Below are 24,705 nucleotides of genomic sequence, written 5' to 3' on the forward strand. Positions count from 1 at the left end.
ATCCGTGTGGTCGGGACGCCCGTCCGGGACCGCGTCAGCGCGCGGCCCCGGGTGCGTCCACGTCCGTCATCGTACCCATCCGCACCCGGAGATGAGCCACAGGCTGCGGGTGCCGTCGGAGGCCACGAGGGTGAGCTCGCTGCGCGGGACCTGACTCAGCTCGTTCTGCCACTTGGGCAGGGCGCCGCCGCCGGGGGCCCCGCCGCCGGTGCGGTCGGCGTCGGTGTAGTAGTAGTGGGCGCCGAGGCTGTCGAGGTCGCGGCAGACCTGGGGGTCGGTGCCGAGCCAGGCGGTGTTCGCGGCGACGTAGCTGCGCAGCTCCTCGGCGTTGGGGCGCAGCGAGGGGTAGACGACGTCGGTGCCGGTGAGCGCCCAGTAGTAGGCGGAGCCGTTGGTCGGCTCGCCCAGGACGACGGCGCCGGGGGGCAGCCTCTTCGCTGAGGACTGGAGGAACTGCGCCTCGCCGGTGGAGAGCATGACGGGCCAGACGAGCTTGTCCGGCTGGTAGGCGTAGGCGGTGATCCGCCAGTGCTCGACGGTCCGTTGCGCGGCGATGACGACGGGCACCACCGTGTAGGCGACGACGAGCAGGGCGGCGAGGACAGCGGTGGCCGGGCGCCGCAGGCCCGCCAGGCAGCGGGCGGAGGCCAGGCGTAGGAGGGCGGCCTCCAGCCCCGTCATGGCGAGGACGAGGACCGGGATCTCCAGGAGCGGGAGGATGCGGGCGCGCTGCTTGTACCAGGGGGAGGCGAGCAGGCCCACCGACGAGGAGGTCCACACGGTCCCGAGGAAGACGATGACGACGAGGACGACGGCGAGGACGGCCCACCGGTTGCGGTGCCGGCGCAGGGCCGGGACGATCCCGAGCAGGGCGAGGACGGTGAGCCACAGGGCCCCGTCACCGCCGTAGGGGATGAGGTTGATCATGTGGTCGTCGCGCAGCATGCCGAGGACGAGGCCCTTGACGTCCCCGGTCTTGCGCCAGTAGCCGGCGAGCATGTGGAGCTGGTCCTGGAAACCGAGGAGGCCGACGACGAGGACGAGCACCGCCACGCCGATGATGAGGAGCACGGTGCTGCGGGACCGGCCGCCGGCCGCCCAGCGGCGACGCAGCCAGCGCCCCCCGACGATGACGAGGGTCGGCACGGCGATGAGGGCGAGGTTGAAGGCGGCGGTGCCGTGGACGTAGACGACGCCGAGGACGGCGAGGAGGGCTGCGAGCAGACCGCCGGCCCGGGAGACGGAGGCGCGCCGTGGCACCTCGACCGAGCTCGGCCGCATGACCATGACGAGGCCCAGGACGCCGGGCAGGAGGCAGACGGACCAGCCGTAGGGCCACAGGGTCGTCATCATGACGACGCGGGCGGTCGCGAAGATCGAGGCGAAGGCTCCCACGAGCAGCGGCAGCCCGTCGCGCACCCGGCGCGTGGCCGGTGAGAAGGAGGCGCCGAGGACGGAGGCCATGCCCAGCGGCCACGCCACGGCGAGCCCGGCGACGACGGTGAGGTTGGCGGCGGCGGACACGGAGGTCGGCAGGATCGCGACGAGGGAGTGCCAGCCCGAGGGGTAGAAGTGGACCGAGCCCCAGTACATCTCGGGGAAGGCCCCCACGGGGAAGGCGTCCTGGCCGCGGCGCAGGTAGGCGGCGGCGTTGAGGTGGAAGACGCCGTCGGAGGCCTGGAGCGGGGTACCGATCCCCTTCATGCCGCGGTAGACCGCCCACCCGGAGGTGAGCGCCGCCGCCACGAGGACCACGAGGAGCGGCCACCACGGACGCGGCGGGCGCCCGGCGCCGGACGCGGCGAGGCGTCGGCGCGCCCGCCGGGTGACGAGCCGCCCCAGGAGGACGCCGAGCGCCGTGACGACGACGAGCCCGACGGCGACGTTGCGCAGCGTCCACGGCACGTGCGCCCCGTGCATGACGACGGCGAGGCCGGCCAGGAGGAAGGCGAGGACGGCGGGGGCGCCGCCAAGCGCCTGGAGGCGCAGGACGAGGAGCGAACGCAGGACGAGGTAGCCGGGCAGCAGGAGAAGGACGAGCAGCAGGGCCCCGGCCAGCAGGGTCTCAGCCACGGCGCCCGCTCACTGCGCGGTCGCTCGGGAGGTCGGGGACGTACCGGGACAGGACCGAGGCCGCCATGAAGCGCAGGGGCGCCTCGCGGGCGAGCAGCGCGACGGGCTCGCGGGTGAGCAGGGTCCCGGGGCGGCCGTGATGGCGGCGGCCCTCACCACGGGCGATGAGGGTCGCGGCCGGGACGTCCGTGCCGAGGCAGGCGTCGAGGAGCTCGGCGTCGGCGCGTGAGAGGACCCGCTCGTAGCCGGGGGCGGCGGCGGCGAGGTGACGGGCGGTGGCCGCGAGGTCGGCTCGCTCGGCGGCCGTCCAGATCTCCTCGCGGGAGCGGTAGTGGACGGCGCCGAAGACGTGGATGCGGGCCATCTTGACGGCGAGCGCTCGCCGCGTGGGCAGCGGGAGGGCGGCCCACCAGTCCTCGTCGAGCATGCGGTCCAGGAAGCCGAGCTGCTCGGCCATGGGGCGCACGACGTAGGTGACGCGGTCGCCGGCGTCCTCGCCGATGAGGTAGGCGGGGCCGGTGGCGTCGTAGGCGGTGAGGACGCTCGCCATGAGGCGGGTGACCATGGCGACGTCGCCACCGACGCCGGCGCCCTCGACGAGGGCGAGCCCCTCGCGTTCGAGCGCGGCGACGCTCATGAGGCCGAGGGGGGCGCTGCGGTAGGCGAGGCGGTCGGCGACGAGCTCCGCGCGCGCGGCGCCTCGGGCGAGGTGGGCGAGGCGCACGCGCAGGTCGCGCGGCAGGCGACCACCGAGGCGCGCGGGATCGCCGAGGGAGGTGAGGGCGGGCGCGGCGAGGCGGCTCGGGCGCGGGGCCGGGGTGGGCACGTGGTTGCCCGGCGAGCCGAGGGCCAGGCGCGGGACGACGAAGTCGGCGCCGGCGGCACGGGCGAGGCGGAGCCAGGAGGCGACGGCGCCGGGCAGGAGGGAGTCGTCGGAGCCCATGATCGAGACCCAGGGGGTGCGGGCCGCGCGCATGCCGGCGTTGAAGGGGCCGGAGGCGGAGGGGCGCGGGTCGGCGTGCTCGAGGTAGCGCACGCGGTCGCGGTGCTCCGGGGCGATGGCGGCGGCGATCTCCTCGGCGGCCCGGTTGTGGCAGGCGACGGTGACGGCGGCCTCGGGGTTGCCGTCGAGGGCGGAGGCGACGGCGCGGGCGACGGGCCTGGCGGGGTTGTGGCAGGCGATGACGACGTCGACGCTCTGCCCGGGGAGCAGCGTCGTGGTGCCGAGGTCGGTGCGCTCGACGGTGGAGGGCCCGAGGGCGCGTCGGCCGGGCCCGGGCTGGGCGACGGCGGGCCGCGCGGTCTCCGGAGCGGGCTCTGCGGCGTGGCGGCCGGCGGGGCTCATGACCATCCCTCCGTGCGCGGGGCGAGGGCCTCGCGGTAGACGCGGTGGTAGCCGGCGGCGACGACGGGCGAGGAGAAGGCGTCGCCGATGCTCGCGCTGATCTCCTCGGCGCTCGTGGACAGGGCGGCGGCGTCGAGGTCGATGACGGCGTCGGCCCAGGAGGCGGGCTCGCGGGAGGCGACGAGGCGGGCGGTGACGCGGGTGAGGTACTCGTCCTGGCCGCCGGCGGTGCCGACGACGACGGGGCGTCCGGCGATGACGGCCTCGGCGGCGGAGACGAAGAAGTTGTCGCCCTTGGTGGGACCGAGGAAGAGGTCGGCGGCGGCCAGCGCCTCGCGGACGCCCTCGCGGTCGAGGGTGCCGAGGAGCCGGACGCGCTCGGTGACGCCGAGCTCGGAGGCGAGGGCGAGGACCTCGTCGCGCAGGGGCCCCTCCCCCGCCCAGGCGAGGTGGGCGTCCACGTCGCGGGAGGCGAGCTCGGCGACGGTGCGCACGGCGAGGAGGGGGTCCTTGCGGTCGATGAGGCCGCCGACGCTCACGAGCTCGAGGCGGCCGTCGCGGCGCGGGCGGCGCGGAGCCGGATCATAGGGCTCGACGATGCAGGGCACGACCCGTGTGGGGCGCTCCCCGCGGACGGCGCGGACGGGCCGGGCGAGGTAGTCGCAGACGGTGGTGACGACGTCGGGCAGGGCGAGGAGGCGTGAGAGGGCCGGGAGGGCGGCGCGTCCCGCGCGGCCGAGGGTCTCGGGGTTGGTGAGCGCCGACCAGTGCTCCGTGTGGACCCACGGGACGTCGGGGCGGGCCAGCGAGAGCGGCTCGAGGCTCGAGAAGGCCATGGAGTGGACGAGCTGCGCGCCCGCGAGCGCGTGCCGGAGCCGGGCGGCGGCGCGGGCGACGGAGGCGGGGTCGGCCGGGTTCATGGGGATGCGGAGGACCTCGACGCCCTCGTGGGTGAGGCGGCGGGTGCCGTCGTCGTCGGCGGGCGGGACGAGGTGGACGAGGCGGACGTCGTGGAGGGACTGGAGGGCGTGGACGTCGCGCAGGACGAAGCTGCCGCGACTGGGCGCCTGCTCGGTCGGGAACCAGGTGGTGACGGCGGTGATCCTCATGCGCGGTCCTCCTCGGCGAGCTCGATGGACGGGTCGACGGCGGCGGCGCGTCGGGCGAGCGCGGCGACGGCGCGGCGCCAGCCGCCGACCTGCTCCTCGGCGGAGAGCTCGTGGGCGGCGCGGTGGGCGGCGGCCTTGCCTGCGGTGACGACGTCGTCAGTGAGGGCGTCGATGGAGCGGGCCAGCGAGGCGGCGGTGAAGTCCTCGGTGACGAGGCCGAGGTCGTGCTCGCGCACGAGGCGTTCCATCTCCGGGCTCGGGGAGACGACGGTGGCGAGGCGGGCCTGGACGAAGTCGAAGAGCTTGTTGGGCAGGGTGTGCTTGTAGTTGAAGGAGACGGGCGGGATGGAGAAGACGCCGACGTCGTAGCCGGCGAGGGTCTCGATGAGCTCGGCGTAGGGCACGGGGTCCATGACGCGCACGCGCCCCTCGGGCAGGGCGGCGGCCTGCCCGCGCAGGGCCTCGATGACGGAGGGGTCGTTGCGGGTGAGGTAGAGGTCGAGAGTGGCGTCGCGGGTGGCCAGGCCCATGGCCTCGACCATGATCTCGAGGTGGCGGTCGGGCAGGGCGGCGCCGGAGTGGACGAGGCGCAGCGGGCGACCCGGGCCGGTGGCGACGGGGGTGGGCTCGGCCTCGCGGTAGGGGGTGGCGTTGGTGACGACGCCGGCGTCGATGCCGTACTCCTCGCGGTAGGCGTCGGCGAGGCCCTGGGCGACGGTGGTGACGGAGTCGGCGCGGGTGACGTAGGTGCGGCAGAGCCAGCGCACGTAGGGGGCGACGAAGAGGTGCCAGCGGCGCACGCCCTCCTTCTGGCGGGGCGCGTACTCGTGGAGGTCGGCGTGGACGCCGCCGGTCGGCTGGAGCCAGAGGGCGAGCGGCACGGTCTCGGCGTCGTCGGCGAGGACGACGTCGTAGTCGCCGGGGGCGAGGTGCTCGCGGGACCAGGCGACGACCTCCTGGGCGGCCTGGGCGCGCTCGAAGCGGCGGGCCATGACGAGGGGGCGGTCGAGGCGCCAGGAGACGAGCTCGTCGGGGATGCGCACGTGGCGGGCGACGCCGTCGGGGGCCTCGCCGTAGCCGCAGGTGGTGAGCTCGTACTCGGAGGAGAGGAGGCGGACCTGCTTGAGGACGCGGGCGTCGGAGACGATGGGCGAGAAGGACAGGATGAGGAGACGGGGCCGACGCCGGCCCGCAGGGGTGCGGCTGCCGCGTCCGGCCAGGACCTCGTGGCTCGTCATCGCTTGCTGCCTCCCTGTGCTCGTCCCGTCCGCGGCTCGCCGGTCCGGCTCCGGCGGACATCCGGCGGCCGGTGACCGGTCGGTGGCTCGTCACCGGTCGGTCACCGTCTGCGCGCCACCCCATCGTAGTGGGCGCGGGGCGCTCTCCGGTCACGTCACCCCTGGTGACGGCCGAGGACGGCGTCGACGTAGGGCGCGGGGACGTCCTCGGGGCGCAGGTGCTCGGACACCCAGGCGGCCGCCTCGAGCCCGGCGCTCTCGCGCGCAGCGGGCTCGCAGTGGTCCAGGATCCGGCGGGCGGCGGCCTCGCGGTCGGGGACGATCCACCCCCCGGGGTAGATGGAGCGGGCGCCGCCGGCCCAGCGCTCGGCGTCGGGCCAGGCGCGCACGACGGGGACGCAGCCGGCGGCGGCGCCCTCGGCGACGGACTCGTGGGTGCCCTCGTGGCGCGAGGAGGAGACGATGAATCCGGCGCGGCGCAGGAGCTCGGGGACGTCGTCGCGACGGCCGAGGACCTCGACGGCGTCACCGAGGGCCGCGATGCGCTCCTCGGCCTCACGGGCGTAGGCCTCGTCGCGGGCGACGGCGTGGGACGGGCGGGGTCCGACGAGGACGAGCCTCCAGGCGGGGTCCTGCTCACGCAGGCGGCCGAGCACGTCGAGGGTGAAGAGGACGTCCTTGACCGGCGTCGCCCACCCGACCTGGATGAGGGTGCGCTCGGCACCGGGCTCCTTGGCGGTGGCGAAGCGCGTGTAGTCGTGGGGGTTGCGGACCGTGCTGATCCGGTGGGCCTGGGCGAGGCGGGGCGCGGCGGCCGCGAGCGCGTCGCGGACCGAGGGCGAGATGAGGAGCATCTCGTCGACGTTCCCGAAGTCGGCCAGCAGCGGGTAGGGGGTCATGCCCTCGTAGCGGTGGAGGCGGGACACGAGGCGCGTCCCTCCGAGGTCCATGAGGCTGAGCCAGGCGAGGGGGTAGGCGCCCCACTCGACGAAGAGCGTGTCGGTGGTCTCGAGGTGCCGGGCGAGGAGCTCGGGGACGGCGGGGCGCTCGCCGGTGAGGGCGAAGCGGGCTCGGGCGCGGACGGCGCGCCGGTGGGTGGGGCGCTGGTCGGGAGGGAGGGCGGCGAGGTCGAGGCGGCTCCAGCGCAGGGTGCCGGCGGGAGCGCCGGTGGCCTCGACGAGGCGGTCGAGGAAGGTCCAGGAGGAGTGGCAGGCGGCGAGGACGCGCGGTCCCCCGGCACGCTCCGGGCGGACGGGGTCCGGGTCGAGGAGGAGGCGCCGACCGGTCTCGGAGGCCCGGAAGGGTGCGAGGAAGCCCTCGGGGTCGGAGAGCACCGGGGAGCTGTCGTAGGAGTGGTGGACGGTCGGGTGGAAGGCGAGCTGGAGGGCCCCGTCGAACCACTCGGTGGTCCAGTCGAGGTCGCCGCGCTCGAGGGCGGCGTCGGCGCGCTCGAGGAGCCGGCTGATCGTCGATCCCAGCTCGGCGGGCCGGCGGCCCGCGGTGAGCTCGTCGCGCGCCGTGACGAAGGCGGCCAGGGCGCCGGCCGAGCCGGGCCGCTCGGCCGTCGGCGCGGCCCAGCCCCGCGCGGGCAGGCGCTGGAGGAGCGGCGAGACGGTCTCGACGGCGCGGCGGCGCGCGGCGGCCAAGGGGCGTGCGGAGGGGCTCACGCGGTCACGGTAGCGCCCGCGCCGGGGGCGGCGGGTCGCTTAGAGTCGCGTCCGTGAAGGTCCTCTCCGTCGTCGGCGCCCGCCCGCAGTTCGTCAAGCTCGCCCCCATCGACCACGCCTTCCGCGCGGCCGGCGTCGAGCACGTCATCGTGCACACGGGCCAGCACTACGACCCGATGCTCTCCGACGTCTTCTTCCGCGACCTCGGGATCTCCGCGCCGGACGTCCACCTCGGCGTCGGCTCGGGGAGCCACGGCCGCCAGACCGGGGCGATGCTCGCCGCCATGGACGAGGTCCTCGAGACGCACCGGCCCGACTGGGTGCTCGTCTACGGGGACACGAACTCGACGCTCGCCGGGGCCCTCGCCGCCGTCAAGCTGCACGTGCCGGTCGCCCACCTCGAGGCCGGGCTGCGCTCCTTCAACCGGGCGATGCCCGAGGAGATCAACCGGGTGCTCACCGACCACGCCGCGGACCTCCTCCTCACCCCGACGCAGGTCGGGGCCGCCCACCTCGCCGACGAGGGCCTCGCCGAGCGGACCGTCGTCGTCGGAGACGTCATGACGGACGTCCTGCTGCAGGTACGCGACGAGGTCGCCGGCGCCCCCTCCCCCGTCATGACGGAGCTGGGCCTGCCCGAGGACGGGTACTCGCTCGCGACGATCCACCGCGCGGAGAACACGGACGACCCGGAGCGCCTGCGCACGGTCCTGGAGTCCTTGGCCGCCGTCGACCACCCGGTCGTCCTGCTCGCGCACCCGAGGCTCGTCGCCAGGTGCGCGGAGCACGGGATCGCGCTCGAGGACACCGGGAGCCTGCGCATCCACCCGCCGCTCGCCTACCCCGAGCTCATCGCCTCGGCGCTCCACGCCCGCGGCGTCGTCACGGACTCCGGCGGTCTGCAGAAGGAGGCCTTCCTCCTGCGCGTGCCGTGCACGACGGTCCGTCCGCAGACCGAGTGGGTCGAGACCGTCGACCTGGGCTGGAACGTCCTCGTGGAGCCCGGCCCGGGGCTCGTCGCCGCGGCCTCGCGACCGACGCCGGCGGAGCCGGACGAGGAGGTGGCGCACCCCTACGGGGACGGTCGCGCCGCCGAGCGCGTCGCCGAGGTGCTCGCCGAGCACCTGCCGGCCTGAGCCCCGCTTGCCCCGACCTCAGCGGTGGTCGACCGTCAACGCACCGCTCGACCGTCTGATTCCTGGAAATCAAACGGTCGAGCGTGCTTCTGACGGTCGACGGCGGAATAGGGGAATCAGCAGTCGATGAGGTCCGTCTCGACCTTCTTCTGCAGCACCGCGCCGTTGGCCCGCTCGTAGAAGCCGACGACGGTGTCGACGAAGACCTTCTCGTCGTCCAGCGGCAGCAGGTGCCAGGCGCCGACACGCCAGTACGCGGACAGTCGCTGCCGCAGCGGCTCGTCGATGGCTGAGCGGACGGAGACCTTGTACATGTCCGCGCGCAGCTCGGAGTTGCGGAAGCCGGCGACCTGCCCGAGGAGCGCCGAGGTGTCGTGGACGGTGTACACGAAGCCGCACTCGAAGCGCCGCGTGGCGTAGCCGCCCATGTGGAGGCCCGGGAAGGCGCCGTGGACGTGGACGACGTCGGGGCGGGCCTTGGCAGCGTTGACGTAGCGGCGCAGCGCGGCCTCGGTGCGGCGGCGCACGAGGGCCCGGGAGCCGGGGAAGCCACCGACCCGGATGGTCTGGACGCCGCCCTGGACGATGACGACGCCGTCCTCGGTGCGCACGGTGAGGGGCTTCGGGCGGCGGCCGACGGGGGTGGGCTCGAGGATGACGGCGCCGACCGTGTGCCCGGCACGCTGGAGCATGGCGGCGAGCTCGGGCAGGGGGCGTCCGCTGCCGCCGATCGAGGGCTCGGGCCAGCCGGAGGAGAGGAGGAGGACGTGCACGGTGGCTCCTGTCTGCAGGGGCGGCGGGGCACGACGTCGTCGCCGCGCTCCCGCATTGTCTGCCCGCACCGGGACCGCTCCACGGGCCCGGGGGCCCACGCGTGCCGTGGTCGACCGCCAACGCGCTGCTCGACCGGCTGATTTCTGGAAATCAGCCGGTCGAGCAGGGATCTGACGGTCGACCACACAGGTCGGTCCCGACGGCGCAGGCCCCCGGGACCGGAGCGCTACTCCTCCGCCTCGTCGATCTCGCGCTCCGCCTCCGCCTCAACGGCCTCCGCGGCGAGCGCCTCGGCCTTGTCGGCCGGCGGGTGCCGGTCGAAGTACCGGGCCGCCCGGATCGCGAGCCCGGTGTTGATGAGCAGGAGGGCGGTCATGGCGCCGCCGAGGACGTCGATGGTCGTGAGCAGCGGCCAGGGGCTGAACGCGAGGATGGACAGGGGCACGGCGCAGTAGACGCAGGCGAAGGCGAGCATGACCTGCTGGCGCTCGGCGACGATGAAGGTCGTCGAGATCGGCGAGGTCACGATCGTCATGAAGAGCCACGGGGTGAGCGCCCGGGCGAAGTCGCCGGAGGCGACGTACTGCTCGCCGAAGACGAAGGGGAAGATCCACGGGCTCACGAGGTAGATGAGCGCGAAGGGGATGATCCCGGCGAGGAAGGCGCGCTTGGCGACCCACTTGACGAGGGGCTCCATCTCCCCTGGCCTGAGCGTGGTGAGCTTCTGGAAGAAGACCTGGCTGATGGCGCTCTGGATGAGGGACATCGGCACCTGGAGCATCGTCCACGCCAGGTTGAACTGCCCGAGCGACTTGAGCGAGGCCTCGCCGACGAGCAGCGTGATGCCGTTGGTCCGGATCGCGTCGACGATCGCGTTGGGCCCGTTGAGCAGCGGCATCTTGCGGTACCGGTAGGCCATGGAGCGGATCGAGGGGGCGTCCTCGGGCAGCGGCTCGCGCAGGTCCTTGGCGCGCAGCCCGAGGTTGGCCCAGGCGTAGAGCTGGCCGGCGATCATGCCGAGGAACAGCCCGACGACGTTGGTGAGACCCACGAGACCGACGCCGAGCTGCCCCGCGGAGGAGCCGACGGACTGCTGGGCCCGGTTGACGGCGATGCGCTTGTAGTCGGACTTCCGGTTGTACCAGTACTGGAGGACGTTGACCTCCGCCAGGAGGAAGACGGACAGGCCGACGAGGCACAGGAGGTCGGCGAGGACCCAGTCGCCGTCGTAGTGGGCCGCGACCCACGGGCGGGCGAGCACGGCGACGAGGCTGGCGAGGGCCGACATGACGATGATGGAGCGGGTCGCGAGGCGCTTGAGGACCCGGGCGTCGGTGTCGGACTCGGGCAGCATCATCGTCATGTCGAAGCGCAGCGAGGCGATGGCGACGACGAGGGAGGCGATCGAGGAGAAGACGCCGATGCGCCCGTAGTCGGCGTCGGTGAAGATGCGGCGCAGCGGGATTGACAGGAGCATCGAGCCGGCCTGCGCGATGACGGTCCCCGACATGAGGGTGAGCGAGTGGCGCAGGACCGGCGAGGAGGCGAGCGTGGCGCGCACCCACCCGACGGGGCCGCGACCGGGCGCCTCGGCCCCGCCCGCGGGTGCGGTCACCGGCGGGCCGTCCCGGCGAGGAGCAGCTCGGCGGCGCGGCCGAGCGCGGTCTGCATGGAGCGGTTCTCGAGGACCCACTGGCGGCGACGGCTCGCACGGCCACGGCCGGCCGTACCGCCGGCGGCGCCGTCGGCGTCGTCGGCCTCGCGCTCGGCGAGGGCGGCGAGGACCTCCCGGGCGACGAGGGCCGGGTCGTGGTCGACGGCCCAGCCGAGGTCGTTCGCGGGCAGGTCGGTGCGCGCGGGGCCGGGGCCCGCGTAGACGACGGGCGTGCCGCAGGCGAGGGCGGCGAAGATCTTCGTCGGGTAGGCGAAGTCGTAGCCGAGGCCGGGCTTGATGGAGACGACCGAGGCGAGGGCGCCGCGCTGCCAGGCAGCGGCCTCCTCGGGCGGTGCGAGGGGCTCGAAGCGGATCCGGGCGTCGCCGGCCGCGGCCTGCTGGAGGGCGTCCCAGTCGCTGCCCTGGCCGAGGTAGACGAGCTCGACGTCGGGGCGGGTCTCGTGGACGATCCGCAGCGCCTCGATGAAGACGCCGGCGCCCTGCCACTCCGAGGCGGTGCCCGCGTAGAGGAGGTACGGGGCGCTCGGGGCACCGGGTGCGGTCTCCCCCTCGCTCGTGAACACCTCGGTGTCGATGCCGTTGGGGACGACGGTGACCTCGCGGCCGCCGAGCTCGCGGACGCGCTCGGCGACGCCGTCGTTGACGGCGAGGACGCGGCCCGCCCCGGACAGGGCGAGGCGCTCGACGAGCCGCAGCGCGGTGACGACCCAGGCGGGTGCGCCGGTGGACTCGGAGGCGTCGGACCAGACGTCGGCGGCGTAGTAGGCGTAGGGCACGCCGCGAAGGGCGGCGGCGACGCGCACGACGGCGCCCGTCGTCGGCGGGGGCTCGGCGATGAGGAGGTCGGGGCGCGGCCCGGCGAGCAGCCGGACGGCGAGCGGCAGGTCGAAGCTCATGTACTGGGCGTAGCCGCGGATGTAGCCGGACTCGTCGCGCAGGGTGCGCGCGGAACGCACCTCGACGCCGGGGTCCTCGGGAGCGACGACGCCGGGCGGGGTGGAGGTGAGGACGGTGACGCGGGCGTCGCGGTCCGCGAGCGCGCGGGCGAGCCCGCGCAGGCGCAGGGCCGCGGCAGCGGCCTCGGGGGCGTAGAGCCGGGTGGCGAGGGTGACGCGCGGAGAGTCGTCCCACGGGTCGCGGGCGGGGCGGCGCAGGCCGGTGAGGACGACGCCGACCCCCGCCGCGGCGGCGGCGAGGGCCAGTGCGGAGCGGGCTCTCACAGCTCAACGGTCCTGTTCTCCGCGGCGGAGGTGAGGACGGCGTCGATGACCTCGAGGGTGCCGACGCCCTCGGTCATGGTCACGATGCCGGAGGCGTCACCGCCCACGGCGTCGCGGAAGTGCTCCTGCTCGAGGGCGAGGGGCTCGCGCTTCTCGATGGCGAGGCGGGTGACGTCGCCCTCGGTGACGCCGCGGAAGTTGGCGACCTGGTCCCAGGTGTTCTCCATCGTGCCGTTGGCGTAGAAGGTGAGGTCCCCGGTGAGGGTGTCCGCGACGAAGGAGCCCTTCTCCCCCGTGACGATCGTGACGCGCTCCTTGAAGGGGGTGAGCCAGTTGACGACGTGGGAGACGATGACGCCGTTGGTGAGCCGCCCGGAGGCGACGACCATGTCCTCGTTCTCGCGGCCGGAGCGGTGGGCGACCTGCGCGCTGACGTTGGCGTAGGGGGCGCCGGCGACCCAGGCGGTGAGGTCGATGTCGTGGGTCGCGAGGTCCTTGACGACGCCGACGTCGCTGATGCGGGCCGGGAAGGGCCCCTGGCGGCGGGTGAGGACCTGGTAGACCTGCCCGAGCTCGCCGGCGTCGAGGCGCTGGCGCAGGGCGCGCAGGGCCGGGTTGCAGCGCTCGACGTAGCCGACGGCGCCGACGAGTCCCTTGTCGGCGAAGGCGTCGGCGACGCGTCGACCGGCCTCGGTGGTGTGGGCGATGGGCTTCTCGACCATCGTGTGGACGCCGGCCTCGGCGAGGGCGAGGGCGACCTCCTCGTGGTAGACGGTCGGGACGGCGACCATGGCGGCGTCGAGCCCGGCGTCGATGAGGGCGTGGACGTCGGGCAGGAGCGGCAGGTCCCCGGCGACGCCGAACTTGTCGCCCGCGGGGTCGGCGACGGCGACGAGGTCCATGCCCTCGGTGGCGCGGATGACGCGGGCGTGGTGGCGCCCCATGGACCCGAGGCCGATGAGGCCGACTCGCAGGCTCTTCGCGGTCTCGCTCATGCTCAGGCACCCGCCTTCGCGACGGCGCTGACGGCCTCGACGACGCGGTCGAGGTCCTCGGCGGTCAGCGAGGGGTGGACCGGCAGGGAGAGGCACTCGCGGGCGGCCTTCTCGGTGCCGGGCAGGTCGAGGCCCTGCGCGAAGCCGGCGAGGGAGTCGAGGCGGTGGTTCGGGATCGGGTAGTAGACGCCCGAGCCGACCTGCCACTCCTCCTTGAGGGCGGCCTGGGCTGCGGTGCGCTCCTCGCCCGTGGCCCCCTCGAAGCGGATCGTGTACTGGTGGTAGACGTGCCGGTAGCCCTCGGGGACGGCGGGGGTGACGACGCCGGCGACGCCGGCGAGGCCCTCGTCGAGGACGGCGGCGTTGGCCTGGCGCTGCTCGGTCCAGCCCTGGAGCTTGGTGAGCTGGACGCGGCCGACGGAGGCGTTGACGTCGGTCATGCGGTTGTTGAAGCCGACGAGCTCGTTGGCGTACTGCTTCTCCATGCCCTGGTTGCGCAGGAGGCGGACGCGGCGGGCGAGCTCGGCCTCGCCGGTGGTGACCATGCCGCCCTCGAGGGCGGTCATGTTCTTGGTCGGGTAGAAGGAGAAGGAGCCCCACTCGCCGAAGGTGCCCACCGGCTTGCCGTCGATGGCGGCGGCGTGGGCCTGGGCGCAGTCCTCCCAGACCTTGAGGCCGTGCTTCTCGGCGATGGCGAGGATCTCCGGCATGTTGGCGGGCAGGCCGTAGAGGTGGACGACCTCGATGGCGACCGTCCTGGCCGTGATGGAGGCCTCGACGCTGGCCGGGTCGAGGGTGAAGGTGACCGGGTCGATGTCGGCGAAGACGGGGCTGGCGCCGGTGGCGGCGACGGAGTTGCCGGTGGCGGCGAAGGTGAAGGAGGGGACGATGACCTCGGCCTCGCGCAGGGCGGCCGGGTCGGTCTCGTTGAAGGAGGCGAGGGTCGCCAGGTGCTGGGCGGAGGTGCCGGAGTTGACGGCGACGGCGTGGGCGCCGGCGGCGACCTGGGCGCCGAACTCCTCCTCGAAGGCCTTGACCTGGGGGCCCTGGACGACCATGCCCGAGGCGAGGACGGCGTCGACGGCGGCGCGCTCCTCGTCGCCGATGATCGGCTTGGCTGCGGGGATGAACTCGCGTGACATCAGTGGGTGACCTCTCGGATGGTGGTGTCGGACTCTGAATCAGTGGGGGCGGTCTCCTCGAAGAGGTCGCCGGTGACGGGGCAGCGCCAGCGCGGCGCGGCGTCGGAGTGGGCGGGGTCCCCGGCGGGGACGGCGACGAGGGGCTCGCCGGCGCGGCCGACCCAGCCGATGCGGCGGGCCGGGACCCCTGCGACGAGGGCGAAGGCGGGGACGTCCTTGGTGACGACGGCGCCGGCGGCGACGGTCGCCCAGGCGCCGATGGTGACGGGCGCGACGCACACCGAGCGGGCGCCGATCGCGGCGCCCTCCTCGATGGTGACGCCGACGGGCTCCCAGTCGGAGGCGGACTTGAGGGAGCCGTCCGGGTTGACGGCGCGCGGGAAGTGGTCGTTCGTGAGGGTGACGGCGGGGCCGATGAAGACGCCGTCGGCGAGGCGGGCGGGCTCGTAGACGAGGGCGTAGTTCTGCACCTTGCAGTTGCGTCCCATGACGACGCCCTCGCCGATGTAGGCGCCGCGCCCCACGATGCAGTTCTCACCGAGCTCGGCGTGCTCGCGCACCTGCGCGAGGTGCCAGACGCTCGAGCCGTCGCCGATGACGGCCTCCTCGGAGACGTCGGCGGACGGTGCGATGCGCGTGGACATGGGGCTCCTGGTGTGCTGACGGCGTCGGCTCGCCCGCCGCGGCGCGGGTGGAACGTGCCCTCCCGCACGGACGGGCGCGCCCAGTCTAAGCCGCGGCCGTGCGAGAATGCCGTGCACCCGAGGGAACGGCAGGACGGATGACGGTGAGAGATGCGGCGGAGGCCGGCGCGCCGAGCGCGCCGATCGAGGACGCCTGGCTCGTCATCCCGCTGTTCAACGAGGCCGCGGTGGTCCGCGGCGTCATCGAGCGCGCCCGCGAGGTCTTCCCGCACGTCGTCGCCGTCGACGACGGGTCCCGCGACGCCTCGGCCGCCGAGGCGCGGGCGGCGGGCGCCGTCGTCGTGCGCCACCCCATCAACCTCGGGCAGGGGGCCGCCCTCCAGACCGGCTTCACCTACCTCCTCGAGCGGACCGACGCCCGCTACGCCATCACCTTCGACGCCGACGGGCAGCACGCGGTCGCGGACGCCGCCGCCATGGTCGCCCGCGCCGAGCAGGAGGATCTCGCCATCGTCCTCGGCTCGCGCTTCCTCGACGGCTCGACCCAGGTCGGCTGGCTCAAGCGCCTCATCCTGCGCACCGCGGCCGTCGCCAGCTCGCGCACCTCGGGCCTGCACCTCACGGACGCCCACAACGGTCTGCGACTCATCCGTCGCGACGCGCTCGCGCAGCTGGACCTCAGGCAGAACCGGATGGCGCACGCCAGCGAGATCGTCCGCCAGCTCGGGGAGACGGGCCTGCCGTGGGCGGAGCACCCGGTCCGCATCGAGTACACGGACTACTCGCGATCGAAGGGGCAGTCGCTGTGGAACTCCGTCAACATCCTCGTCGACCTGCTCTTCTCATGAGCGTCGTCACCACCCGTTACCGGACCGTCCAGGGAGACCGCGCATGAGGACCCAGCTCGTCATCCAGGTCGTCCTCATCGTCGCCGTCGCGGCGATGGGGTGGATGATGCTGCGCTCCCCCGGCGGCGCGCGCCACCTCGCGGCCCGGCGCCTCGTCACCCTGGCCTTCGTCCTCTTCGCGATCGTCGCGATCATCACGCCGTCGCTCGTGACGGACCTCGCCCACCTCATGGGCGTCGGGCGCGGCGCGGACCTCCTGCTCTACGCCCTCGTCATCGCCTTCCTCGCCTCACTGCTCTCGTCCTTCCGTCGGAACGCGGCGATGGAGCGGCGGCTCACCCGCCTCGCGCGTCGCGTCGCCCTCGAGGAGGCGCCGGGCCCGGACGGGCGGGACGCCACGTCCTCCGGCGAGGGCGGCACCCGGACGACGGCGCCTCCCTCGCGGCACGAGGAGCGCTGAGGCGGCTCAGCGGCGGGGAGTGGTCCTCACCGCGACCTCCTCGCGGGCGCGGAGCCCCGCGGACAGCGCCCACCTCAGGGGCGCCTGCCACGGCTCGCCGTAGGCGCGGTTGAGGTAGCGGCGGGCGGACGCGTGGTGCGCCCGCACCATCGCCTCCGGTCGGGCGCGCCAGCTGGCCCCCTGGTCGTGGACGACGACGGCGTCGGTGACCTGGACGTTGGTCCAGCCCGCTGCGCTCACACGGGCGCCGAGGTCGACGTCCTCGAAGAACATGAAGTAGCCCTCGTCGAAGCCCTTGACGATCCTCCACGCCCGGGCCGGGAGGAGGAGGCAGGCGCCGGAGAGCCAGCCGACCTCGCGGAGCCCTCCGGTGGAGCGGCCGCGGTAGGCCTCGGTGAAGGGGTTGCCCGGCCAGACGCGTGCGAGCAGGGCGTGGCCCGTTCCGTTGATGAGGGACGGGAGCGCACGGCCCGAGGGGTACACGGTGCCGTCGGTGTTGAGGATCCGCGGGCCGAGGCAGCCGGCGTCGGGACGGGACCCGGCCGCCGCCACGAGGGCGTCCAGGCTGCCGGGGCGCCACACGATGTCGGGGTTGGCGACGACGACCCAGTCCTCGGCGAGCCCCGCCGCACCGAGGTTGGCGCCGGCCCCGTAGCCCCGATTGCTGCCGTCACCCCGGACGACGGCGCCGTGCCGTGAGGCGGCCGTCCGCACGACGTCGTGCGCGGAGCCGTTGTCGACGACGACGGCGCTCACGGAGTGCTGCGTCGACGCCGCGTGGAGCGAGTCGAGGAAGCGGTCGAGCTCCTCCCCCGGGTTGAAGGCCACGGTGACGACGCGGACCTCGGCGGAGCCGGGCTCGGCGAAGCGGGCGGGCGCGGGCTCCGGCTGGTCCGGTAGGTGGGTGGCAGTCACACGAGGAGAGTAGCGGGGCGGCGGCTCGGCCTGGTGGATCCGTGAGACCTCGGTCGGGCGGATCGAGACGCAGCCCACGCGGGGAGTCGGTGAAGATCGTCCTCCGGGAGGAGCGCTGGTCCCCTCAACTCACAGGGCCGCTGCATATGATCGCCGGGTGTCCTCCACCGTCACGCCGCACGCGCGGCACTCAGCGCGAGACTCACGTCGGAACCTCGGTCGCCGCGCAGGCATCGCCGTCCTCGCCGTCGTGCTCTTCCTCGTCTCCGGGGCCTGCATCGCCCTGTGGGACCTCCAGCACCAGGTCAACCGCGTCGACGTCTCGAGCATGCTCGGCACGGACCGACCGACCCGCGCGGCCACGGCCGACTCCTACAAGGGGCAGGCGGTCAACATCCTCGTCCTCGGATCGGACTCCCGGCAGGGCGACAACGACGTCGACGGCTCGGCGGAGACCGAGACGGTGGCCCGCTCGGACACGGCGATGGTCATGCACGTCTCCGCCGACCGGAAGCGCATCGACATCGTCTCCATCCCGCGCGACACCCTCGTGGAGGTCCCCGACTGCACGAGCTCGGACGGCTCGACCGTCTCCGGCTCGGACTCGGAGATGTTCAACCAGGCCTTCGCGAACGGCGCCGGGACGGACGATGACGAGAACGCCATCGCCGCGGGTGCGGCCTGCACCATCAAGACCGTCGAGACGCTCACGGGCGTCTACATCGACGAGTACATGGTGGTCGACTTCGACGGGCTGTCCAACATGATCGACGCGCTGGGCGGGGTCAAGGTCTACGTGACCGAGGACATCGACGACGCCGACTACACCGGGCTCGTCCTCAAGAAGGGCTGCTACCTCATGGACGGGGCCACGGCGCTCAAGTACGCCCGCGTGCGCCACGGCGTGGGCGACGGCTCCGACATCCAGCGCATCACGCGCCAGCAGAACCTCATGAGCGCCATGCTGCGCACCGCCAAGGAGAAGAACCTCCTCACCAACGCGGACGACCTCTACTCCTTCGCGAAGTCCGCGCTCGCCTCGCTCACGACCTCCCCCGGGATCGGCTCGCTGTCGACGCTCGCCGGCCTGGCGCAGTCCATCCAGGACATCGGGATGGACAAGGTGAACTTCGTGACGATGCCGAACGAGGCCCCCGACTGGAACCCGAACCGCGTCGTCCCGACGGACGAGGCGGACGAGGTCTGGGCCGCTCTCAAGGTGGATAAGGCCGTGCCGGCCCAGACCGTCTCCGTCGCCGCGGACGGGAGCACCCCCAGCGCGCAGGCGACACCGAGCGCCTCGGCCGAGGACGCGCAGACCGCGGAGGCCGCCGCCACGACCGCAGCCCCGGCGGCGGCCAGCACGACCAAGGCGACGGAGGATCCGGCGGCCCAGTGCCACTGAGCCCCATCCACCTCCACCACCGCACCACCGATCTGATCGAGGCGCACCACCAGTGACTTCATCCTCCGACGGGCTTCCCCCCTCCATCCGGCCAGGGGCCGGGTCGGGGCCGCGCGGCCCCCGCAGACGCCCGGTGTCCCCGGCGCGCCGCGCGAGGGGCGGTGGCGACCCGACGCGCTCGCGCTCGGAGGAGGCCCCGCAGGCCGGGGAACCCGAGGACGAGGCCGGGGGCGCGGCGGCCGCGAGCACCGGAGGCGACTCGTCGCCCTCGGTCGGCCGTACGCCGGCGGCGCGCCGTCCGGGTCAGGGGCAGCGCCGGCCCCAGGGCCAGGGCGACCGTCGCGTCTCGAGCCACGCGCGTCCCGGCTCCTCCGCCGTCCCCATCGGACGGTCGGAGGCCGCTCCCGACCGCACGCGCACGATGCCCAGAGCCGTGCCCGGCGCCTCGTCCGGGCGCGGGCAGGGCCGTCCCGCGCCGCGCGCGGTGGAGCCGAGCAGGGGCGGCGAGACCCCCGCTCGACCCGGCTCGCGATCGAGCCTCTCCGGAACCGGGGAGCGCCCTCCGCGGACCGGCGGTTCGTCACGCCGCCGCAGGAAGCATCCGGTGCTCCGCACGATCGCGCTCATCCTCGTCATCCTCCTGGCCCTCGTGGGCCTGCGAGTCGCCTGGGTCTGGCACCGCGTCGACTCCGACATCTCGAGGACGGACGCCCTCAGCTCCACGGACACCTCCGACGGCGAGACCTGGCTCATCGTGGGCTCCGACTCGCGCGCCGACGGCGCCGTCCAGGACGCCACGGAGGGTGCGCGCTCCGACTCGCTCATGGTCCTCAACCGGGCTCCCAACGGGGAGGCCACCCTCATCTCGCTGCCCCGCGACACCTACGTGGACATCCCGGGGTACGGCGGCAACAAGATCAACGCCGCCTACTCCTTCGGGGGCGCCTCCCTGCTGGTCTCGACGGTCGACGACCTCACGGGCCTCACGGTCGACCACTACGTCCAGGTCGGCATGGGCGGCGTCGAGGAGATGGTCGACGCCGTCGGCGGCATCAACGTCTGCCTCGACTACGACGTCGACGACGCCGACTCCGGCCTCGTCTGGGACACCTCCCAGGGCACCTGCCAGGACGTCGACGGCGAGAAGGCGCTCCAGTACTCCCGCATGCGCAAGTCCGACCCGACGGGAGACATCGGTCGTGCCAAGCGGCAGCGGGCGGTCATCGCCGCGGTCGTCGCCAAGGCCGCGACGGTCTCGACCCTGGTGAACCTCTCCCGCCAGGACGCGATCATCGACGCCGGCACCGGTGCGCTCACGGTAGACGAGGGCACGAGCACGGGCGACCTCGTGCAGATGATGGCGGCCTTCCACAAGGCCTCGAGCCACGGCCTCACGGGTGCGCCGCCGATCTCCTCGCTCGACTACGAGCCCGGCGGCATCGGCTCGGCGGTCCTCCTCCAGGACACGACGGCGCCCGACTTCTTCGCCAAGGTGAGGAACGGCTCGCTCACGACGAGCGACTTCAACCAGGGCTGAGTGATCAGTACGACGGCGGGGCCGGTTCCCTCGAGGGGAACCGGCCCCGCCGTCGTGGGTCCGAGGTCAGGCGAAGTGCGGACGGTTGGGGTCCGCCTGCCAGGCGGTGAAGGAGGAGCTGACGATGTCGTCGAGGTCGTGCTCCGGCTTCCAGCCGAGGACGCGGCCGATGCGGGAGGCGTCGCCGATGAGCTGGGGCGGGTCGCCGGCGCGACGGTCGAGCTCCTCGGGCTCGCGGTCGAGACCGGTGGAGGCGATGACCTTGGAGACGACCTCGCGGACGCTCGAGCCCGTGCCGGTGCCGACGTTGAAGACGTGCTCCGTCATCTCCTGGCCTCCCGCGAGGTAGTCGAGGGCGGCGATGTGCGCGGCGGCGAGGTCCTTGACGTGGATGTAGTCGCGGACGCAGGTGCCGTCGGGCGTCGGGTAGTCGGTGCCGAAGATCTTCGGGGTCTCACCGTTCGCGAGGCGCTCGAGGACCATCGGGATGAGATTGAGGGTGGCCATGTCGCCGAGGTCGTCCCAGCCGGCGCCGGCGACGTTGAAGTAGCGCAGGCCCGCCCAGCGCAGGCCCCAGGCGCGCTCGGCGTCGGCCATCATCCACTCGCCGATCAGCTTGGTCTCGCCGTAGGGGTTGATCGGCCTGCAGTCGATGTCCTCGGGGACGACCTCGACCGGCGGCATCCCGTAGACGGCGGCGGAGGAGGAGAAGATCATCTGGTCGACCCGCGCCTGGTCCATGGCGAGGAGCATGTTCGCCAGGCCGCCGACGTTCTGCTGGTAGTACCAGGCGGGGCGGGCCACGGACTCGCCGACCTGCTTGCGCGCGGCGAAGTGGATGACCGCGGTGACGCCGCGACGCTCCATGAGGTCCGTGAGGGTCTCGACGGCGTCGCCGGAGGCGACGTCGAGCTCCACGAGGGTCGCGCCCTCGACCCGCTCGGGGGTCCCGTAGGAGAGGTCGTCGACGACGATGACGTCCTCTCCGCGCTCGAGGAGGAGGCGGACCACGTGGGCCCCGATGTAGCCGGCGCCGCCGGCGACCAAGATGCTCATGGGGCCAAGGCTACCGCCGTGCCCGTGAGGCGTCTGCGGATCGTCTGTGAGGCGACTCTCCGGCCGCCGAGGCCCCCTCCGCGCGCTGCTCAGACCTGGGCGCGGCGCTCCCGCAGACGGGCGCCCTTCTCGTGGGCGACGCGCGAGACCTCCGCCTGGAAGTCGCGCATGGCGGCGCGGATGCGCTCCGCCTCGGCGCCCTCCCCCGCCCCGAGGATCCGGGCGGCGAGGAGCCCGGCGTTCCGGGCTCCGCCGATGGAGACGGTGGCCACCGGAACGCCGGCGGGCATCTGGACGATGGAGAGGAGGGAGTCCATGCCGTCGAGGTACTTGAGCGGCACGGGCACCCCCACGACGGGCAGCTCGGTGACGGCGGCGAGCATGCCGGGCAGGTGGGCTGCTCCCCCGGCGCCGGCGATGATGACGCGCAGCCCGCGCCCGGCGGCCTCGCGCCCGTACTCGATCATCTCGGTGGGCATGCGGTGGGCGGAGACGACGTCGGCCTCGTAGGCGATGCTCATCTCGTCGAGGGCGTCGGCGGCGGCCTCCATCGTCGGCCAGTCGGAGTCCGAGCCCATGACGATGCCGACGACGGGCTGCTTGCTCTCGCTCATGACGGTGTGTCCTTCCGGGACGGGGTCGACCGGGCTGACCGAACTCAGCGCGCGGATCGACCGAACTCAGTGGATCGGGGAGGAGGGGATGGCTGAAGGTGGCTCAGGCGTCGCCGCGCAGGACGGCGACGACGGCGCGGGCGCGCTCGCGCACGGTCTCGACGTCGGCCGGCTCCGCGGAGCGGCCCGTGAGGTTGACGTGGCCGAGCTTGCGGCCGGTGCGCCAGCCCTTGCCGTACAGGTGGATCCGGGCCTCGGGCTCGAGGGCCATGGCTCGACCGAGCGCACCGGCGTCGGGCTCGTGCTCCCCGCCGAGGAGGTTCACCATGACGGTCGCGGGGACCGTCGGGGCGGCGGAGCCCAGCGGCAGGTCGAGGACGGCGCGCAGGTGCTGGGCGAACTGGCTCGTCACCGCCCCGTCCTGCGTCCAGTGCCCGGAATTGTGGGGGCGCATGGCGAGCTCGTTGACGTAGACGCGGGTCGGCTCGCCCGGCGCCTCGACGGCGAAGAGCTCGACGGCGAGGACGCCCGTGACGCCGAAGCGCTCCGCGACGGTGCGCCCGATGCGCTCGGCCTCCGCGGTGGCGGCGGGATCCAGCCCCGGGGCCGGGGCGAGGACCTCGGAGCAGATGCCGCCGTCCTGGACGGTCTCGACGACGGGCCAGACGGCGACCTCGCCCCGCGGGCTGCGCGCGAGGAGGACGGCGAGCTCACGGGTGAAGGGGACGGCCTGCTCGATGAGGAGGCTCGTGACGGCGGCTCCACCGAGGCTGCCGCCCCCGCCCGCACCGGCGCCGTCGGCGCGGCCGGCGGCCGCCGCGGCGGTGGAGGCGATCCAGGAGGCGGCCTCGCCGTCGTCGAGCTCGGCCGCCGAGCGGACGAGGAGGACGCCGTGGCCGTCGTAGCCGCCGCGCGGTGTCTTGAGGACGAGTGGCCAGCCGTTCTCCTCGCCGAAGGCGGTGACGACCGCGCGCATCTCCGCCTCGCTGCCGGCGGCCTCGGCCCAGGCGGGCTGGGGAAGCCCGGCCTCGGTCATGGCGCGGCGCATGGCGAGCTTGTCGCGGGCCAGGAGGAGGGCCCGGGCGCTCGGCTGGACGGAGACGCCCTCCTCGGCGAGCGCGAGGAGGAGCTCGTGGTCCTGGTGCTCGTGCTCGAAGGTGAGGGCGTCGGCGGGGCCGACGGCCTGGAGCCGGGGGGCGTCCCCGCCCTCGGCCGCGGATGCGCCGGAGACGAGCGCGCGGACGGCGTCCTCGTCGTCGGCGGCGCCGACGGGGGCGTCGACGGTGACCTGGGCGGTGGAGCCGTCGGGGGCCTCGACGAGGGCCCGCACGTGGATGCCCAGGCGGGCGGCCTCCTCCTGCATCATGCGGGCGAGCTGCCCGCCGCCGATGACGGCGACGACGGGGAGGTCGCCGTGGAGCGTGCCCGCGCCGTCCGCGGGAAGGCTCGTGGGGGACGGGGTGCTCGACTCGCTGCTGCTGGCTGCGCTCACGGCCTCAGGCTACCCGCCCTCGTAGATTGGGCTCGTGCCGGCCACCTCAGAGAACAGCATCCGAGACCGAGTCCCCGACGAGGACGCCCCGCCCTCCGCGGGCCGAGCGCGGGGCACGCGCGCGCTGCGCGTCCTCGCCGTCTGGGCCGCAGCCACCCTCGTCACCTTCCTCCTGGCGCGCCTCGGCGCTCAGGACACCCCGGCGACACCGTGGGGCGGGGCCTCGCCGTCGTGGACGGAGCACCTGGCCTTCTGGGACTCCGGCTGGTACGAGCGCATCGCCCGCGAGGGCTACCCGACGACGCTGCCCGTCGGCGCTGACGGCGCGGTGAGCCAGAACGCGTGGGCCTTCATGCCGATGCTGCCGTGGCTCGCCGGCCTCCTGTCCTGGACGGGCCTCGGCTTCTACGTCCGCGCCGCCCTCGTGTCCCTCGCGGCCTCGGCGGGCGCCGCCGTCGTCATGGACCGGTGGCTCGCGCCGCGCGTGGGCGGGCGCGCCTCGCTGTGGGGCGTCGCCCTCGTGTGGAGCGCCGCGCCGGCGCTCGTCCTGCAGGTGGCCTACGCGGAGTCGCTGGGCCTGCTGCTGGTCGGCGGGGTCCTGCTCCTCGCGGACCGACGGCGCTTCCTCGCCGCGGTCCACCTCGTCCTCCTCGCGGCCCTCGCACGGCCGGTGGGCGTGCCGCTCGCGGCGGGCCTGGGGCTGTGGTGGCTGCTCGAGCTCCTCGCCTCGCGGGGCGTCGGCGCGGGCCGCCCAGGGTGGCTCGACCGGCTTCTCCGCGCGGACCCGCGGCTGTCGGCAGGCGAGCGCCTCCGTCTCCTCGGCCTCACCGTCGCCAGCGCGCTGTCCGCCCTCGTCTGGCCCGTCATCGCCTGGCTCACCACCGGGCGCCGGGACGCCTACACGGCCTCCGAGACCGCCTGGCGCGGCACGGAGCTCACGCCCTTCCTGCCGTGGCTCGACCGTGGCGGCTGGTGGGCGGGGGCCCACCTCGGTCCGGTGCTCCTCCTCGGCGGCCTCGCGGTGACGGCCCTCGCTCTCGCGGCACCGGCGTCGCGCCGGCTCGGTTCCGCGGCCTGGTGCTGGTGCGTCGGCTACGCGCTCTACCTGCTCGCCTTCTTCGACCCGACGGCCTCCCTCATCCGCGTGCTCCTGCCCCTGGCACCGCTCGGCTGGGCCGCGGCCGCGTCGCTGCGCTCACGCCGCGGCCGCCTCGCCGTGCTCGTCCTGGGCGTGCTGGCGCAGGTCTGGTGGATCAGCTGGGTGTGGGACCTCGGCAGCGTCTCCGTCCAGTGGGTGCCGTGAGCCGGGCGACCTCACACGGCGCCGAGGGGCCCGGGGGCGCCCGCCGCCCCTAGGATC

The 24,705-nt window shown here is 74.2% G+C and carries 21 protein-coding genes; 6 read left to right on the plus strand and 15 right to left on the minus strand.

The features are described from left to right. Positions 1–66: 66 nt before the first annotated feature. The 5 genes from AXF14_RS01670 to AXF14_RS01690 all read right to left on the minus strand — a co-directional run bounded on the left by AXF14_RS01670 (position 67) and on the right by AXF14_RS01690 (position 7,432). Positions 67–2,073 carry a DUF6541 family protein gene (locus AXF14_RS01670; RefSeq protein ID WP_067939644.1) on the minus strand — a complete coding sequence of 669 codons (2,007 nt, stop codon included), beginning with the start codon at positions 2,071–2,073 and terminating at the stop codon, positions 67–69. Beyond that, the gene (locus AXF14_RS01675; protein ID WP_067939648.1) at positions 2,066–3,418 is read right to left on the minus strand and encodes a glycosyltransferase; all 1,353 of its coding nucleotides are present in this window, start codon (positions 3,416–3,418) and stop codon (positions 2,066–2,068) included. Before AXF14_RS01675 ends, AXF14_RS01670 begins: the two co-directional genes overlap by 8 nt. Continuing rightward, positions 3,415–4,527, minus strand: a complete 1,113-nt coding sequence (locus AXF14_RS01680; protein ID WP_067939651.1) for a glycosyltransferase family 4 protein — start codon at positions 4,525–4,527, stop codon at positions 3,415–3,417. Before AXF14_RS01680 ends, AXF14_RS01675 begins: the two co-directional genes overlap by 4 nt. Beyond that, positions 4,524–5,765, minus strand: a complete 1,242-nt coding sequence (locus AXF14_RS01685; protein WP_236755845.1) for a glycosyltransferase family protein — start codon at positions 5,763–5,765, stop codon at positions 4,524–4,526. The genes AXF14_RS01680 and AXF14_RS01685 overlap by 4 nt, the downstream gene beginning before the upstream one ends. A 155-nt stretch (positions 5,766–5,920) precedes the next feature. Next, positions 5,921–7,432 carry a glycosyltransferase gene (locus tag AXF14_RS01690; protein WP_150118383.1) on the minus strand — a complete coding sequence of 504 codons (1,512 nt, stop codon included), beginning with the start codon at positions 7,430–7,432 and terminating at the stop codon, positions 5,921–5,923. A gap of 53 nt (positions 7,433–7,485) precedes the next feature. Here AXF14_RS01690 and wecB point away from each other — a divergent pair, with 53 nt between their 5' ends. After that, positions 7,486–8,568: a non-hydrolyzing UDP-N-acetylglucosamine 2-epimerase gene (wecB, locus tag AXF14_RS01695; RefSeq protein ID WP_067939659.1), complete on the plus strand. Its 1,083-nt coding sequence runs from the start codon at positions 7,486–7,488 to the stop codon at positions 8,566–8,568. A 116-nt stretch (positions 8,569–8,684) separates the two neighbouring features. Here wecB and AXF14_RS01700 read toward each other — a convergent pair whose 3' ends face one another. From AXF14_RS01700 to AXF14_RS01725, 6 genes are all read right to left on the minus strand, one after another. After that, a complete protein-coding gene (locus AXF14_RS01700; RefSeq protein ID WP_067939663.1) occupies positions 8,685–9,341 on the minus strand; it encodes a glycosyltransferase in 657 nt (218 codons plus the stop codon). 227 nt (positions 9,342–9,568) lie between these two features. Next, positions 9,569–10,957, minus strand: coding sequence for a lipopolysaccharide biosynthesis protein (locus AXF14_RS01705; RefSeq protein WP_067939667.1), 1,389 nt, complete (start codon positions 10,955–10,957; stop codon positions 9,569–9,571). Then, positions 10,954–12,237 carry a glycosyltransferase gene (locus tag AXF14_RS01710; RefSeq protein WP_084355268.1) on the minus strand — a complete coding sequence of 428 codons (1,284 nt, stop codon included), beginning with the start codon at positions 12,235–12,237 and terminating at the stop codon, positions 10,954–10,956. Before AXF14_RS01710 ends, AXF14_RS01705 begins: the two co-directional genes overlap by 4 nt. Then, entirely contained in the window at positions 12,234–13,232 is a 999-nt protein-coding gene (locus tag AXF14_RS01715; RefSeq protein ID WP_084355269.1) for a Gfo/Idh/MocA family protein, read from the minus strand. The genes AXF14_RS01710 and AXF14_RS01715 overlap by 4 nt, the downstream gene beginning before the upstream one ends. 2 nt (positions 13,233–13,234) lie before the next feature. Further along, positions 13,235–14,374, minus strand: coding sequence for a DegT/DnrJ/EryC1/StrS family aminotransferase (locus tag AXF14_RS01720; RefSeq protein WP_067939671.1), 1,140 nt, complete (start codon positions 14,372–14,374; stop codon positions 13,235–13,237). Beyond that, positions 14,374–15,018, minus strand: coding sequence for an acyltransferase (locus AXF14_RS01725; RefSeq protein ID WP_067939674.1), 645 nt, complete (start codon positions 15,016–15,018; stop codon positions 14,374–14,376). The genes AXF14_RS01720 and AXF14_RS01725 overlap by 1 nt, the downstream gene beginning before the upstream one ends. 137 nt (positions 15,019–15,155) lie before the next feature. Here AXF14_RS01725 and AXF14_RS01730 point away from each other — a divergent pair, with 137 nt between their 5' ends. Both AXF14_RS01730 and AXF14_RS01735 read left to right on the plus strand, forming a co-directional pair. Further along, positions 15,156–15,866 carry a glycosyltransferase family 2 protein gene (locus AXF14_RS01730; RefSeq protein WP_067939677.1) on the plus strand — a complete coding sequence of 237 codons (711 nt, stop codon included), beginning with the start codon at positions 15,156–15,158 and terminating at the stop codon, positions 15,864–15,866. A 43-nt stretch (positions 15,867–15,909) separates the two neighbouring features. Beyond that, positions 15,910–16,326 (plus strand): DUF2304 domain-containing protein, encoded by a 417-nt coding sequence (locus tag AXF14_RS01735; protein WP_084355270.1) that lies wholly within the window; start codon positions 15,910–15,912, stop codon positions 16,324–16,326. A gap of 6 nt (positions 16,327–16,332) precedes the next feature. Here the strand turns inward: AXF14_RS01735 and AXF14_RS01740 are convergent, their stop codons facing one another. Beyond that, positions 16,333–17,241: a glycosyltransferase gene (locus AXF14_RS01740; RefSeq protein ID WP_257721772.1), complete on the minus strand. Its 909-nt coding sequence runs from the start codon at positions 17,239–17,241 to the stop codon at positions 16,333–16,335. A gap of 157 nt (positions 17,242–17,398) precedes the next feature. Between AXF14_RS01740 and AXF14_RS01745 the strand changes: the two genes are divergently transcribed. Together AXF14_RS01745 and AXF14_RS01750 are read left to right on the plus strand one after the other, a co-directional pair. Next, positions 17,399–18,646 carry an LCP family protein gene (locus tag AXF14_RS01745; RefSeq protein ID WP_067939680.1) on the plus strand — a complete coding sequence of 416 codons (1,248 nt, stop codon included), beginning with the start codon at positions 17,399–17,401 and terminating at the stop codon, positions 18,644–18,646. A gap of 604 nt (positions 18,647–19,250) precedes the next feature. Then, on the plus strand, positions 19,251–20,183 hold the full coding sequence (locus AXF14_RS01750; protein WP_236755847.1) for an LCP family protein: 933 nt from the start codon (positions 19,251–19,253) through the stop codon (positions 20,181–20,183). Positions 20,184–20,249: 66 nt separating this feature from the next. Here AXF14_RS01750 and galE read toward each other — a convergent pair whose 3' ends face one another. From galE to AXF14_RS01765, 3 genes are all read right to left on the minus strand, one after another. Beyond that, positions 20,250–21,239, minus strand: a complete 990-nt coding sequence (gene galE / locus AXF14_RS01755; RefSeq protein ID WP_067939683.1) for a UDP-glucose 4-epimerase GalE — start codon at positions 21,237–21,239, stop codon at positions 20,250–20,252. Positions 21,240–21,328: 89 nt separating this feature from the next. Next, a complete protein-coding gene (gene purE, locus AXF14_RS01760) occupies positions 21,329–21,853 on the minus strand; it encodes a 5-(carboxyamino)imidazole ribonucleotide mutase (RefSeq protein WP_067939688.1) in 525 nt (174 codons plus the stop codon). A 103-nt stretch (positions 21,854–21,956) separates the two neighbouring features. Continuing rightward, the gene (locus tag AXF14_RS01765) at positions 21,957–23,243 is read right to left on the minus strand and encodes a 5-(carboxyamino)imidazole ribonucleotide synthase (protein WP_417862741.1); all 1,287 of its coding nucleotides are present in this window, start codon (positions 23,241–23,243) and stop codon (positions 21,957–21,959) included. Between the two features lie 136 nt (positions 23,244–23,379). Between AXF14_RS01765 and AXF14_RS01770 the strand changes: the two genes are divergently transcribed. Then, positions 23,380–24,648 carry a hypothetical protein gene (locus tag AXF14_RS01770; RefSeq protein WP_417862323.1) on the plus strand — a complete coding sequence of 423 codons (1,269 nt, stop codon included), beginning with the start codon at positions 23,380–23,382 and terminating at the stop codon, positions 24,646–24,648. Positions 24,649–24,705: the final 57 nt, after the last annotated feature.

Source organism: Actinomyces radicidentis (genome assembly GCF_001553565.1).
GTDB lineage: Bacteria > Actinomycetota > Actinomycetes > Actinomycetales > Actinomycetaceae > Actinomyces > Actinomyces radicidentis.

Coding starts and splice junctions, on each gene's coding strand:
- AXF14_RS01735 (WP_084355270.1), top strand. CDS start 15,910: ATGAGGACCCAGCTCGTCATCCAGGTCGTCCTCATCGTCGCCGTCGCG.
- AXF14_RS01725 (WP_067939674.1), bottom strand. CDS start 15,018: ATGTCCACGCGCATCGCACCGTCCGCCGACGTCTCCGAGGAGGCCGTC.
- galE (WP_067939683.1), bottom strand. CDS start 21,239: ATGAGCATCTTGGTCGCCGGCGGCGCCGGCTACATCGGGGCCCACGTG.
- purE (WP_067939688.1), bottom strand. CDS start 21,853: ATGAGCGAGAGCAAGCAGCCCGTCGTCGGCATCGTCATGGGCTCGGAC.
- AXF14_RS01715 (WP_084355269.1), bottom strand. CDS start 13,232: ATGAGCGAGACCGCGAAGAGCCTGCGAGTCGGCCTCATCGGCCTCGGG.
- AXF14_RS01675 (WP_067939648.1), bottom strand. CDS start 3,418: ATGAGCCCCGCCGGCCGCCACGCCGCAGAGCCCGCTCCGGAGACCGCG.
- AXF14_RS01720 (WP_067939671.1), bottom strand. CDS start 14,374: ATGTCACGCGAGTTCATCCCCGCAGCCAAGCCGATCATCGGCGACGAG.
- AXF14_RS01730 (WP_067939677.1), top strand. CDS start 15,156: ATGACGGTGAGAGATGCGGCGGAGGCCGGCGCGCCGAGCGCGCCGATC.
- AXF14_RS01680 (WP_067939651.1), bottom strand. CDS start 4,527: ATGAGGATCACCGCCGTCACCACCTGGTTCCCGACCGAGCAGGCGCCC.
- AXF14_RS01685 (WP_236755845.1), bottom strand. CDS start 5,765: ATGACGAGCCACGAGGTCCTGGCCGGACGCGGCAGCCGCACCCCTGCG.